Origin of the sequence: Methylococcus mesophilus, assembly GCF_026247885.1 — a bacterium.
Lineage (GTDB): Bacteria > Pseudomonadota > Gammaproteobacteria > Methylococcales > Methylococcaceae > Methylococcus > Methylococcus mesophilus.
On record NZ_CP110921.1, the window covers coordinates 310093 to 323923 of the forward strand.

Annotated in this window: 7 protein-coding genes; 4 read left to right on the forward strand and 3 right to left on the reverse strand. The window is 63.3% G+C overall.

Features of this window, described 5'->3' with window-relative positions; all coding sequences use genetic code 11:
- Positions 1-3: 3 nt before the first annotated feature.
- Entirely contained in the window at positions 4-3888 is a 3885-nt protein-coding gene (hrpA, locus tag OOT43_RS01550; protein ID WP_266022902.1) for an ATP-dependent RNA helicase HrpA, read from the forward strand.
- Between the two features lie 137 nt (positions 3889-4025).
- On the opposite strand, the gene OOT43_RS01555 is transcribed toward hrpA, so the two are convergent.
- Positions 4026-6728 (reverse strand): Rne/Rng family ribonuclease, encoded by a 2703-nt coding sequence (locus OOT43_RS01555; RefSeq protein WP_266022903.1) that lies wholly within the window; start codon positions 6726-6728, stop codon positions 4026-4028.
- 653 nt (positions 6729-7381) lie between these two features.
- Here OOT43_RS01555 and rluC point away from each other — a divergent pair.
- The 3 genes from rluC to OOT43_RS01570 all read left to right on the forward strand — a co-directional run bounded on the left by rluC (position 7382) and on the right by OOT43_RS01570 (position 9993).
- On the forward strand, positions 7382-8338 hold the full coding sequence (gene rluC, locus OOT43_RS01560; protein WP_266022904.1) for a 23S rRNA pseudouridine(955/2504/2580) synthase RluC: 957 nt from the start codon (positions 7382-7384) through the stop codon (positions 8336-8338).
- Positions 8339-8407: 69 nt separating this feature from the next.
- Complete coding sequence (sppA, locus tag OOT43_RS01565) at positions 8408-9391, forward strand: signal peptide peptidase SppA (protein WP_266022905.1); 984 nt, start codon at positions 8408-8410, stop codon at positions 9389-9391.
- On the forward strand, positions 9391-9993 hold the full coding sequence (locus OOT43_RS01570) for an NUDIX domain-containing protein (protein WP_266022906.1): 603 nt from the start codon (positions 9391-9393) through the stop codon (positions 9991-9993). The genes sppA and OOT43_RS01570 overlap by 1 nt, the downstream gene beginning before the upstream one ends.
- A 15-nt stretch (positions 9994-10008) precedes the next feature.
- Here the strand turns inward: OOT43_RS01570 and glgA are convergent, their stop codons facing one another.
- Positions 10009-11490: a glycogen synthase GlgA gene (gene glgA, locus OOT43_RS01575; protein WP_266022907.1), complete on the reverse strand. Its 1482-nt coding sequence runs from the start codon at positions 11488-11490 to the stop codon at positions 10009-10011.
- On the reverse strand, positions 11487-13709 hold the full coding sequence (gene glgB / locus OOT43_RS01580; RefSeq protein WP_266022908.1) for a 1,4-alpha-glucan branching protein GlgB: 2223 nt from the start codon (positions 13707-13709) through the stop codon (positions 11487-11489). Before glgB ends, glgA begins: the two co-directional genes overlap by 4 nt.
- Positions 13710-13831 lie beyond the last annotated feature (122 nt).

Consider the following 13831-nt stretch of genomic DNA (forward strand, 5'->3'; position numbering starts at 1 on the left):
CTCATGCTCGATCGCATCACCCGGCTGGAACAATCGCTGGATCAATGTTTCGGTAAGGACCGGTTTGCACTGCGGCGCAGCCTGCAACGTCTGAAAACTTCCGCTGGAAAGGGGAACACCCCGGAAGGGGAGCTGGAAGCGGTAGCCCGACGGATCGAGGCATCGATCACCCTGTGCGCGGCGCGGGCGGCGGTTCTCCCGGCGCTGGAATATCCGGAGGAGCTGCCGGTGTCCGAGCGGCGAGGGGAGATCGCCGAAGCGGTCCGACAAAACCAGGTCGTGATCGTGTGCGGCGAGACCGGCTCCGGCAAAACCACCCAGCTCCCTAAGATTTGTCTCGAGGCGGGGCGCGGGATCAAGGGCTACATCGGCCACACCCAGCCCCGCCGCATCGCCGCCCGCAGCGTGGCCGCGCGCATTGCCGACGAGCTGAAGCGGCCCTTGGGGGAGACGGTGGGCTACAAGGTCCGCTTCCACGACCAGACCCGCCCGGACAGCCTCATCAAGCTGATGACCGACGGCATCCTGCTGGCCGAGACCCAGGCCGACCGTTTCCTGGACCAGTATGACACCCTCATCGTCGACGAGGCCCACGAGCGCAGCCTCAACATAGACTTCCTGCTGGGCTACCTCAAATGGCTGCTGCCGCGCCGGCGCGACCTCAAGCTGGTCATCACCTCGGCCACCATCGACCCCGATCGTTTCTCCCGCCATTTCGACAATGCCCCTATCGTCAGCGTCTCCGGGCGCACCTACCCGGTGGAAATCCGCTACCGACCGCCCGACCTCGCCGACGAGGAGAGCGACGAGACCGACCGCGGCGAGCAGCAGGCGATCCTGAATGCGGTGGACGAGCTGCATCGGGAGAACACCGGCGACATCCTGATTTTCCTGAGCGGAGAGCGGGAGATTCGCGACACTGCCGAGTCCTTGCGCAAGCATCATCCCGCCGACTGCGAGGTGCTGCCGTTGTACTCGCGGCTGGCGGTATCCGACCAGGAGAAGATATTCAAGCCGCACGGCCGCCGCCGTATCGTGCTGTCCACCAACGTGGCGGAGACCTCGCTGACGGTGCCGGGCATCCGCGGGGTGATCGACGCCGGCTATGCCCGGATCAGCCGTTACAGCCACCGCAGCAAGCTGCAGCGCTTGCCGATCGAGAAGGTGTCCCGCGCTTCGGCCAGCCAGCGTGCCGGCCGCTGTGGGCGAGTGGGGCCGGGGGTGTGCATCCGGCTGTATTCAGAACAGGATTTCCTGAACCGGCCAGAATTCACCGATCCGGAAATCCTCCGCACCAACCTGGCCGCCGTCATCCTGCAGATGAAGGCGCTGAACCTCGGCGACATCCGCGCCTTTCCCTTCGTCGAGCCGCCGGACGAGCGGCTGGTGCGGGACGGCCTCAAGACCCTGCAGGAAATCAATGCGCTGGACGACCAGGGCCGGTTGACCGAGCTGGGCCGTCGGCTGGCCAAGCTCCCGGTCGATCCGCGCCTGGGCCGCATCCTGCTGGCCGGAACGGACGAAAACTGCCTGAACGAGGTCTGCATCATCGTCGCCGCCCTGAGCGTGCCCGATCCGCGGGAGCGCCCGGCGGACAAGGCCCAGGCCGCCGACCAGAAGCACGCCCGGTTCCGCCATCCGGATTCGGATTTCATGGCGATTCTGGCGCTGTGGAAGGACTACGAGGAGCAGCGCGAGCATCTCTCCGGCAGTAAGCTGCGCCAGTATTGCCGCGACAATTTCCTTTCGGCCCTGCGGATGCGCGAATGGCGCGACATCCACCAGCAGATCATGGAAGTCATCAAGGGCGAACTGAGCCTCCGGATGAACCAGGTCCCCGCCGAATACGGCGAGATCCACCGGGCCCTGCTGACCGGGCTGTTGTGCCATGTCGGTTTCCGCCAGGACCAGAACGAATACGTCGGGGTGCGCGGGCAGAAGTTCCAGATCTTCCCCGGTTCGTTCCTGTTCAAGGCCCGGCCGGTATGGATCATTTCGGCCGAGCAGGTCGAGACCAGCCGGGTCTATGCCCGCACCGTGGCCAAGATCGAGCCGGAATGGATCGAAAAGTGCGGCGCCCATTTGTTGAAGCGCCACTATTACGAGCCGCACTGGGAGCGCAAGGCCGCGCGCGGCGCGGTGTTCGAGCGCACCGCCTTGTATGGCCTCACCGTGCAGAACGGGCGCAAAGTGCCTTACGAGAACGTCGACCCTGCCGGGGCGCGGGAGCTGTTCATCCGTTCGGCCCTGGTGCGCATGGACTACGACAGCAAGGCGCCGTTCCTGCTGGCGAACCGCAAGCTGCTGGAGGAGGCGGAATACTCCCAGCAGAAGGAGCGCCGGGTGGACCTGGTGGTGGACGAGGAGACCCTGTACCGCTTCTTCGACGAGCGAGTGCCCGCCGAGGTGGTCAACGGCGCCAGCTTCGAAGTCTGGCGCAAGGCCGCCGAGCGGCGCGAGCCCCGGCTGCTGATGCTGTCGCGGGAAGACATCACGCTGGATAGCAGCGTAGCGGGGGCGGCGGCCGATTTTCCGGACGAATTGGCCTTGGGGCCGGTGCGCCTGAAGCTGGAATACCGCTTCGAGCCGGGCCACGAGGACGACGGCGTCACCGCCATCGTGCCGCTGCACGTGCTCAATCAGATCGATCCCGAGCCGCTGCGCTGGCTGGTGCCGGGGCTGTATCGGGAGAAGGTGGTGGCCCTGATCAAGTCCTTGCCCAAGACTTGGCGCATCCATTTCGTGCCCGCCCCCGATTTCGCCGACCGTGCCCTGCCCATGCTGGACTACCGGCAAGGCACGCTGGCGGCGGAGCTGGCTAAGGCGCTGAAGAAAATCGGCGGCGTGGCGCCGCCGGTGTCAGCTTTTGACGAAACCGCGCTGCCGGTGCACCTGCGCATGAACTACGCCCTGGTCGACGAAAACAACGTAGTGATCGCCCGCTCGCGCGACCTGGCCGAGCTGCGCACCCGGCACGGCGCCGAGGCCGGCCAAAATTTCCAGAACATCGCCCGCCAGGAGATTGCCGTGACCGGACGGCGGGCCTGGGATTTCGACGATCTGCAGGTGGCCTACAGCGGACTGATCGACGGCCAGGCTCTGCACGGCTTTCCCGCCATCGTCGACGAAGGCGAGAGCGTTGGGGTCCGAGTGTACGACTTGGCCGAGGAGGCACGGGTACAGCATGAATTTGGCTTGATCCGGCTGTTCCGGCTGACATTGGCCAGGGAGATCAAATATCTGCGCAAGAATCTTCCGCTCACTGCATCGGCGGAGCTGCTTTACCGCCAGTTGCAGCCGGCTGGACGCGATCTGCGGGAGGATGTGCTGGACCAGCTCATGGCGGCTCTGTTCCTCGACGACCGGCCAGAACTGCGGACACGCCAAGCCTTCGAGTCCCGTCGCGAACAGGGGAAGGGAGACCTGGTACTCAAAGCCGACGAAGTGGGACGGGCGGTCGAGCAGGTGCTGGGACTCTACGCCGAGTGCCGCAAAGCCCTGTCCGCTCTCGCCGGCCGTTCCGCCGCCGGCGACTCGGCCGACCAGTTGAACCGCCTGGTGTACGGGGGATTCGTGGCCAAGGTGCCGTACCCGCGTCTCAAGCACTTCCCTCGCTATCTCAAAGCGCTGCTGCACCGTCTGGAAAAATGCCGTCAGGACCCTGTCCGTGACGCCAAGCTTCAGAGCGATCTCGTCCCATTCTGGCAAACTTATTGGGAGTCTGTGCAGCAGGGCAGGGTGCCCCCCGTGCCCGAGCGCGACGAATTCCGCTGGCTCCTGGAAGAATACAGGGTATCGCTGTTCGCCCAGCAGATGAAAACGGCATATCCGGTTTCCGCTAAGCGCCTGCGGGAGCTATGGTCGCAGCGGGTATTACCCCAGCGCTGACAAAGCGACGAGCTGGCATCACCGGATAAGGGGGGACGGGCGCCGTTCGCAGCCGAGGCTAGGTGTGTAGCGACCGATAGTTGTCTTTTAGTTGCGCCGCCGGGCACGGATCATCTCTCCATGCCCGACGGCTATGCTCACTCGGAAGAACCGGTTCCGTGTTCGGCAGGAGAGGGGGGATCAGCACGATCGTCCCGCGGTTTTTGATCGGGTTCTGGATTTTCCCATGCCTTGGGCGGTAGACCGGGCGCCCGATATTGAGGTTCCGGACGGAATTCCGTGCGTGCTTCCCGTTCGGCAGGGGCTGACTCCGCCCCGGAGGCGGGCGGCTCACTGCGGCGATCGCCGGTATCCCGCTGCGCGGCTGGCTCGGAGTTTGATTCCGCGACATTGCGTTCAGATACGTCGTTTTCCCAATCGAGACTGATCGGTTCGAAAGCTTCGCCCCCCTCAGGTTCGCCCGGCGTTGCCGGTCGGCGATCCCGCCTGCCACGTCCCCGCCGTCTCACGCCACCCCGGCGCGACCGTGAAGTCTGCGGGCGGGATTCCGCTTCCCCAGCGTCTCCATCGGCGGTTTCTGCGCTGCCGGCATCACTTTGATCGGGAGTTTCCCCGAAATCGACGGGGGAGGCGGTGGGCACCAAGTCCTTCAAATCTGTGGCGTCTGCCGGTAATTCCGCCGTTGCCGTCTCGTCGGCGAAATCTTCCGCTGGTGATTCAGCCTTTGGCTGAGCGGCAGCCCGGGGGCGCTGTCCCCGGCCATTCCGCCGGCGGCCACGACTCTCCTGGGCCCTCGTTCGGTTCTCTTGCGCGGCCGCGGTCTGAGGCGGCTCCTCCGTCGCGATGTCTTGGATAGCTTCGGCTTCCGCCGATACCTCGTTGCGGTGCTTGTCGGCAGTATCGTCCCGCTGTGCAGGATGCTTCCGGCGACTGCCACCGCCGCGCCTGCCGCCGTCTCGTTCGCGGTCGCGGCGGCGCTGGCCGCCGGGGCGTTCGCTTTCTTCCGCTGGAGTTGCGCCGGTTCCCGATTGTTCGCTGGGTGTCCTGACCGGCTGGACGAAAGGTGCGGGCAGTGGCAGACCCACGGATGGCTGAGCCGCGTCGGAGGATGACGGCTGGTCGTCGATGCGCTGTCCCGTCAGGATGTTGAGGAAACGTTTGATCAGCCCGCCGCCGGGCTGACCCGGTTGTTGTGCCTGGATACGCTGATCGCCGCCGCGGGGCTGCGGCGCAGCGGGGATAAATTCTCGCACCGCAGGAGCTTCTGCCGCTGCACCGGGTGTCCGCATGGGCTTATGGGACTCGGCCGATTTATCAGAAATGAGTTGGTAGCTGCTCTTGCGCGTGTCCTCCTCCGCACCGGCTCCGCCGCTCCGGATCCGCTGGATGTCGTAGTTGGGCGTTTCGAGGTGAGGATTGGGGACGATGGTGATGGACACGTTGTACCGCGTCTCGATCTGCTGGATCGCTGCGCGCTTCTCGTTCAGCAGGTAGGTGGCCGACTCCACCGGCAATTGGGCAATGATGCGGTCGGTGTTCTTTTTCATCGTCTCCTCCTCCAGGACGCGGAGGATGGACAGGGCCAGCGATTCGACGCCGCGAACCGTTCCCTGGCCCTTGCAGCGAGGGCACGTCAACAGTGCGGTTTCGGTGAGCGAAGGCCGCAGGCGCTGGCGTGACATTTCCATCAGGCCGAAGCGGGAGATCCGGCCGAGTTGGATGCGTGCCCGGTCGACGCGCACAGCGTCGCGCAGACGGTTTTCCACAGCGCGCTGGTTGCGGGCGGCCATCATGTCGATGAAATCGATCACGAACAATCCGCCCAGGTCGCGCAGACGCATCTGGCGGGCGATCTCGTCGGCTGCCTCGAGGTTGGTGTTCAGTGCGGTTTCTTCGATGTCGCCGCCCTTGGTGGCCCGCGCCGAATTGATGTCGATGGTCGTCAGGGCCTCGGTGTGGTCGATGACGATGGCGCCGCCGGAGGGCAGGGGTACTTCGCGGGAGTATGCCGTCTCGATCTGGCTCTCGATCTGGTAGCGGCTGAACAGAGGCACGTTGTCCTGGTACAGGCGCGCCTTGTTGATGAACTGCGGCATGACCTGCTGCAGGAAGCTGTGGACCAGCCTGAAAGTCGAAGGGTTGTCGACCAGGATTTCGTCGATATCGCCACGCAGGTGATCGCGCAGGGCACGGATGATGACGTTGCTTTCCTGGAAAATCAGAAACGGCGCCGGCTTTTCCCGCGTCGAGCGTTCGATCGCTTCCCACAGCTGCAGCAGATAGTTGAGGTCCCACTGCAATTCCTCAACCGTCTTGCCGCCCCCCGCCGTACGGATGATCACCCCCATGTCTTCAGGGATATGGAGCTGGCTCAGCGTCTCCTTCATGTCGGACCGGACGTCGCCCTCGATGCGGCGGGAAATTCCGCCCGCCTTGGGGTTGTTCGGCATCAGCACGAGATAGCTGCCGGCCAGGCTGATGTAGGTGGTCAGCGCCGCACCCTTGGTGCCGCGTTCCTCCTTTTCGACCTGGACGACGACTTCCTGGCCCTCCTTGAGGACGTCTTTGATTTCCCGGCGGGAGACGGACTCCTCGCCGCTGGCGCTGAGATATTTCGGCAGGATTTCCTTGAACGGCAGGAAGCCGTGCCGCTCCGCGCCGAAATTCACGAATGCCGCCTCGAGGCTCGGCTCGACGCGGGTAATCAGTCCTTTGTAGATATTGGCTTTTTTCTGCTCCCTCGAAGGGATTTCTATGTCGAAGTCATAAAGCTTCTGTCCATCGACCAGCGCGACCCGCAATTCCTCGGGTTGCGTGGCGTTGATCAACATTCTTTTCATCAATGGATTCCTTGGGCGTTCTTGCTGGAGAACCGCCTGAACCGGTGGTGCCGCAGGATTCCGCCAACATCCCTTCCTGTTCTGTTTCTTCTGTCATGCGAATGCTCTTCTTCAGGTTCGCGATATCGAAGTGATCGATCGGATGATGGGTATCCCGATGCCCTGTGTTAAGGATGGGTTGCCGGGGAACCGGGTGGTTCCTGCGCCGGTCCCATTCGGCGAACGGTATGCTGTGTCATGCCGGCCGTGAACCCGCGTTCTGCGAGGTTTTTCGTCGTGGCCCGTCCACTTTCATACCGTGCGAAAACACGGCCAGTCCGCTCGGCCCGAAGGCCGGTCCGGCGGATGTTAATTTTGTCCGAAAACGCAACTCTTGAGCTCGTCAAGGGTCGAGCATCCAAACTTTTGGGTTATGACTTGTATATCGGATTCCGGCAGGCACCGCCGCCTAACGACGACGCCGCCCGCGCGGGAACCGCGTCTGGCGTACCGCGTGTTCATGCGATGCACCGGTTCATTCGTTCAACAATTCTTTGGGGCTTTCACCGAGGGTGAGTCGCGCTGCCAAGCGCACACCCGGCGAAGTGCCATACAGACTATAGCAATCTTCAGCAATCGCATCAATTTAAGGTGTAAAACTGATATCATTTTTCATGATGAAATCTCTCCCGCAAGACTCGAACCCGCCTCGCCTGATCGAAGTCGACGCCGAGGCTGCCGGCCAGCGCATCGACAATTTCCTGTTTTCGCGCCTGAAGGGCGTTCCGAAGAGCCATGTTTACCGAATCCTCCGGACCGGTCAGGTACGGATCAATGGTGGTCGGAGCAAGGCGCAGCACCGGCTGAGCGCCGGCGATGTGGTTCGCGTCCCACCCGTGCGCGTCGCGCAGGTGCAGGACGCGCAAGTGCCTGCGCCGTGGCTGCGCGACCGGCTGGAATGCCGGATTCTGTATGAGGACGACGAGGTTCTGGTCATCAACAAGCCTCCGGGGATGGCTGTGCACGGCGGCAGCGGCCTCAGTTTCGGGGTGATCGAAGGTCTGCGGGCGGCACGTGAGGAGGCTCGGTTTCTCGAACTGGTACATCGGCTGGACCGCGACACCTCGGGCTGTCTGCTGATTGCAAAGCGGCGCTCCGCGCTGCGCCAGTTGCACGAGCAATTCCGGGGGGACGGTGTGGAAAAGAGCTATCTGGCGCTGCTCAGCGGTGTCTGGGCGCGTCGGCACCAAGTCGTGGACGCTCCATTGCTCAAGAACGTGCTGCAGAGCGGAGAGCGGATGGTGAGGATCTCCGCGGAGGGAAAAGCGGCGATCACGGAGTTCCGCCGCCTGGAATCGCTTTCCGGCGCCACGTTGGTGGAAGCCCGTCCGGTTACCGGCCGCACCCATCAGATTCGTGTGCACGCCAAGTCGCTGGGCCATCCCCTGGCGGGTGACGAGCGTTACGGCGATTCTTCGCTCAATCAAGCTTTCCGCCAGCTGGGCTTGAAGCGGCTGTTCCTCCATGCCGCTACGCTCGCATTCGCGCATCCGCGAAGCGGTAGGGAGGTCCGCGTCGAATCGCCACTGGAACCCGATCTCGCGGACTTTCTGACGGCCGTCAGGCCTTAAAGCCTTCCCCGGCCCGAATTCTCGGGCGCTCTTGTCTTCCGTCTCAAAATTCCACAAGGTTTAAAGACTATGAACGAGGATTCGACACCCCAGTCATCGACCGAACCGGCCCGCCCGGCCTCCGGCTGGGAGCGTGAGCTATTGGAAAAGCTGCTGCTCGAGGCATTGGTGGAGCAGCGGAAGGCGAGGCGGTGGAGCTTGGCGTTCAGGGCTTTTCTGATCGCCTCGGTCGGGCTCGGCTTCGCGCTGGCGTTCCGACCGCTGTCACAGGAAGGGCTGCCCGGAGCCGGAAAGGTGCACACGGCGGTGGTCGACGTCATCGGCACCATCGCCGAAGGCGGCGAGATCGACGCCGACACAATCATCGAAGGGTTGCGTGAGGCGGTCGAGGCGGAGGGCGTCAAAGGCATCGTGCTCAGGATGAATACGCCGGGCGGGAGTCCGGTGCAATCGGCCTACGTATACGATGAAATCCGGAGGATCAAGAAGGAACATCCGGCTCTGCCGGTTTACGCCGTCGTGTCGGACCTGTGCGCCTCGGGCGGCTATTACATCGCCTCGGCCGCGGACCGGATATTCGTGAACCCGGCCAGCATCGTCGGCTCGATCGGCGTCATCATGAACGGTTTCGGCTTCGTCGGCACGCTGGAAAGGCTGGGGGTGGAGCGTCGGGTGATGACTGCCGGCGACCACAAGGCGATCCTCGATCCGTTCGGCCCCGTGGATCCGGCCGAAAAACAGCATGTGCAGCAGCTGCTGAACGCTGTTCACCAGCAGTTCATTGCGGCGGTAAAGGCTGGTCGCGGGGACCGTCTCAAGGACCGGCCCGAAATCTTCTCGGGCTTGGTTTGGACCGGCGCCGAAGGGATCGAACTGGGTCTTGTGGACGCCGTCGGCGAATTGCATCAGGTGGCCGAGACGGTCATCGGGGCTAAGGAGATCGTGAATTACTCCCACAGAGAGACGTTGCTGGATCGCATCACCCAGCAACTGGGCACCAGTCTGGGGGCGGCTTTGAGAAACCTGTCCGCCTCGTCGCCGCGCCTGTACTGATGACTCGCGACTTCGAGGTTCTGCGGGAGGAGCGGCTCCACGGCGGATTCTTCACACTGCTGCGGATGCATCTGCGCCATACCCTGCACGGCGGCGGTTGGAGCGAGGTCCTGACCCGCGAGCTGTATCACAGGAGCAGTTGCGTGGCGGTCGTTCCTTACGACCCGGTGGCCGACCGGGTGGTGCTGATCGAACAGTTCCGGGTCGGCCCGCTCAAGTCAGGGGAAAATCCCTGGCTTCTGGAAATCGTCGCCGGCGCCGTGGAGCCGGGCGAACACCCGGACGAGGTGGCGCACCGCGAGACGATGGAGGAGGCCGGAAGCCGGATCCGCGAGCTCATCCCGGTGTCCGAGTTTTTCACTACGCCGGGCGGCTGTTCCGAAAGCATCGCCCTCTATTGCGGCATCATCGATTCCGTCGGCCTTGGCGGAATCCATGGCCTGGCCGAAGAGCATGAGGACATCCTGGTCAGCGTGGTCGATTTCGCCGAAGCGATGGTCCTGCTCGGCGAGGGGCGGATCCGCTCGGCTATCCCCATTATCGGCCTGCAGTGGCTGGCGCTGAACCGGGAACGCCTCAGGATGTGTTACGGGGCAGCCTGACTCGGCTGGGGCGGATCAAGCGGCACAGCGGGGGTCCGCGAGGGGACGGCCGGCGTTCACGTCGGCCAGCGCCTCGCTGTAGAGTTCGACATACTGGGATGCGCTCTTGCGCCACGAAAAATCCTTGCCCATGCCGCATGTGCAGATAGTCCGCCAGACCTCAGGTTTCCGGTACAGCGCCAGGGCCCGGTAGACGGCTTCCAGCAGGAAGGCTGGCTTCGCCGGCTCGAACACGATTCCGCTGGCCTGTCCGGCTGCAATGCGTTCGGGCGTGGCGTCTTCGACGGTATCGGCCAGTCCGCCGACCTTGCGCACGATCGGTACGGTGCCGTAGCGCTGGCTGTAGAGCTGGTTCAGCCCGCAGGGCTCGAAGCGGGAAGGCATCAGGAAGATGTCGGCGCCGGCTTCGATGAGATGGGCCAGCGGTTCGTCGTAGCCGATGGTGACGGCGATGCGTTCCGGGCAGGCCACAGCTGCCCGTTCCAGGGTGCGCTCGAATTCCTTGTTGCCGCTGCCCAGGACGACGAGCTGGATCGGCAGTTGGAGCAGGTCGTCCAGAATGTCGATCAGGAGATCGATGCCCTTCTGTTCGACCATCCTCCCCACCACCCCCAGAACGGCGACCTCCGGATGGTCCGGCAGGCAGAACCGTTGCCTGAGCGCCGTGCGGTTGACCCGTTTCCTCTCCAGCGTATCCAGGCCGTAGGTGGCGGGCAGGTACGGATCGGTAGCAGGATTCCAGGCCACGTCATCGATGCCGTTGAGAATCCCGCTCAGGCATGACCTACGGCTTCTCAGCAGTCCGTCGAGGCCGCAGCCGAACTCCGGCGTCTGGATTTCTTCCGCGTAACTCGGGCTCACCGTGTTGATGCGGTCGGCGAATACCAGGCCGCCCTTGATGAAGGACAGCTGGCCGTAGAACTCCAACGCCTCCATCTTCCAGAGCCGGGGAGGCAGCGCCAGTTGCTGGAACGTATCGTGAGGAAACAGGCCCTGGTAGGCGAGATTGTGAACGGTGAACACGACGGCTGGCCGGTTCGGCTCGTCGCTCAAGAGCGGCGGGATCAAGCCGGTTTGCCAGTCGTTGCAATGGACGACGTCGGGTTTCCAGCCGAGGCCGAGCCGATCCTGGGTCAGGTCGACGGCGACGCGCGCGAGCAGGGCGAAGCGTTCGGCGTTATCGGGCCACGGCGCGCCGTTGGGCGCCAGATAAGGATTCCCGGAGCGGCCGAACGAGGCCGGGGCGTCCAGCAGCCAGAGAGGAACAGCGGTTCCCGGCAACAGCGTCGACAGGAGGGTCAGCTGGCTGCCCGACTGGCGCAGACTCTGTTCCTTCGGCGTGTCCGCAGCGGCGATGGCCTCCGGATAGGCGGGCATCAGGATGCGCACGTCATGGCCCAGTGCGGACAAAGCCGCCGGCAGACTGCCGGATACGTCCGCGAGGCCGCCGGTCTTCATCAGGGGGAAGACCTCGCTGGAGACGAACAGGATTTTCATTCGTCGGTCGGCGTCCCGGTATCGGAACCGGCCAACGATGCCGCGGGGGCCAGCACGATGCCGGCCAGGGGCGGGAGAGTCAGCACGACGGACTGGGCCCGCCCCATCCATTCCACGCTTTGGGTTTCGATTTCCCAGTTGCCAAGATTGGCACCGCCGTAGCATTCGGCGTCGGAATTGAAAATTTCCCGGTATTGAATCGGCTCCGGTACGCCGATGCGGTAATTATGGCGTGGCACCGGAGTGAAATTCATGACGACGATCACGTGACTGTCGTCGTCGCGGCGAAGGTAGCTGATGACCGATTGCGCGGCGTCGTGACTATCGATCCACTCGAAGCCCTGGCTTTCGAAGTCGTAGGCATAGAGCGCGGAGGTGCCTTGGTACAGCCGGTTCAGGTCGCTTACCAAGTGCAGCATGCCCTTGTGCAAATTGGATTCGAGAAGCTGCCAATCCAGCGCCGCCGTATGCTTCCATTCACCGGTCTGGGCGAATTCGCAGCCCATGAACAACAGCTTCTTGCCGGGGTAGGTGAACATCATGGTGTACAGCGCGCGCAGGTTGGCGAAGCGCCGCCAGTCGTCGCCCGGCATTCTTGCCAGCATGGAGCCCTTGCCGTGGACGACTTCGTCGTGGGAGAAGGGCAGGACGAAGTTTTCGGTGAAAGCGTACAACAGGCCGAACGTGAGCTGGTCGTGATGGTAGTGCCGGTGCACCGGATCCTTGCTCATATAGACCAGGATGTCGTGCATCCAGCCCATGTTCCACTTCATTGAGAAGCCCAGGCCTCCGGTCCAGGTGGGCCGGGTGACCTGGGGCCAGGCAGTGGACTCCTCCGCCACGACCAATACGCCTGGAAACTGCTGGTGTACGACGGTGTTGAGGTCGCGAAGGAAGGCGATGGCCTCGAGATTTTCGTTGCCGCCGTACTTGTTGGGTATCCAATCGCCGGCCTGGCGAGAATAGTCGAGATAGAGCATCGAAGCGACGGCATCGACGCGCAGGCCGTCGAGGTGGAATTCCTCTAGCCAGAATAGTGCGCTGCCCAGCAGGAAATTCTTGATTTCGTTGCGGCCGTAGTTATAGATCAACGTACCCCAGTCGCGGTGCTCGCCTAAACGAGGGTCTTCGTGTTCGTACAGTGCGGTACCGTCGAAGCGTGCCAAGCCATGGGCATCCTTGGGAAAATGCGCGGGCACCCAGTCCAAAATCACACCGATGCCGTTCTGGTGGCAATGATCGACGAAATAGCGAAAGTCGTCGGGGGTACCGAACCGGCTGGTAGGGGCAAAATAGCCGGTGGTCTGGTAGCCCCACGAGGCGTCCAGCGGGTGCTCCGTGACCGGCATCAGCTCGATGTGGCTGAAACCCGCCGATTTGACGTAGTCCACCAGCTCGTGTGCGAGATCGCGATAATTAAGATAACCGCCCTCGAGATCGCGCTTCCAGGAGCCGGCGTGCACCTCGTATACCGACAGCGGCTGGTGCAGCCACGGCCAGTCCTTGCGTTGTGCTAGCCAGGCGTCATCGTTCCAGGCGTATTCACTCTCGCAGGTGATGATCGAGGCTGTGTTCGGCCGGCGCTCGAATTGGCGTCCGTAGGGGTCGGTCTTGAGGTGAATGGTGCCGTGCGGCCGGTTGCGTATCTCGAACTTGTATAGCAGGCCAGGCTGCAGTTCGGGGATGAACAGCTCCCACACGCCGCTGCCGCCGCGGACTCGCATGGGATGCCGGCGGCCGTCCCAGCCGTTGAACTCCCCGACCACGCTGATGCGCTCGGCATTGGGCGCCCAAGTCGCGAACAGAATGCCGTCGATGCCGTCGACACTGTGCGGATGGGCACCCAGGATACGATAAATGTTCCAGTGCCGGCCTTCGCCGAAAAGATAGAGATCGAAGTCGGAAAGCCGGGGAGGGAAAGTGTACGGATCGATGAAACTGTGGGTCTGGCCCGTCTGGTCGGTCCAATACAGCCTGTAATGGGGGTCGGTGGCTCCCGCTTCGACTTCGCGTTCGAAAATGGCGGTACCGGCGACGCGCTCCATTACCAGTCCGTCGGGCCCCACGCGCACTTCTTCGGCGCGGGGCAGGAAAGCACGGACGAGGTCCCTGCCTTCCCGCCGATGACGGCCCAGCACCGCAAACGGATCGTGATGGCGGGCTTCGATGAGCCGCTGGAAATCCTGCGAGAGTTCTGCCAAGGTCGATCTGTCCGTCAAACCGCATCCCTCCCGTTCGGATTCACTTTGCTGGAATTCTGATAGTACAATGCCGGCACGTTGGTGCCGGAAAATGCGATGTCTGCGGCAGGATGTTACCAGATTTCCCACCGCGTATGCCC

Coding starts and splice junctions, on each gene's coding strand:
- hrpA (WP_266022902.1), top strand. CDS start 4: ATGCTCGATCGCATCACCCGGCTGGAACAATCGCTGGATCAATGTTTC.
- OOT43_RS01555 (WP_266022903.1), bottom strand. CDS start 6,728: ATGAAAAGAATGTTGATCAACGCCACGCAACCCGAGGAATTGCGGGTC.
- rluC (WP_266022904.1), top strand. CDS start 7,382: ATGATGAAATCTCTCCCGCAAGACTCGAACCCGCCTCGCCTGATCGAA.
- sppA (WP_266022905.1), top strand. CDS start 8,408: ATGAACGAGGATTCGACACCCCAGTCATCGACCGAACCGGCCCGCCCG.
- OOT43_RS01570 (WP_266022906.1), top strand. CDS start 9,391: ATGACTCGCGACTTCGAGGTTCTGCGGGAGGAGCGGCTCCACGGCGGA.
- glgA (WP_266022907.1), bottom strand. CDS start 11,490: ATGAAAATCCTGTTCGTCTCCAGCGAGGTCTTCCCCCTGATGAAGACC.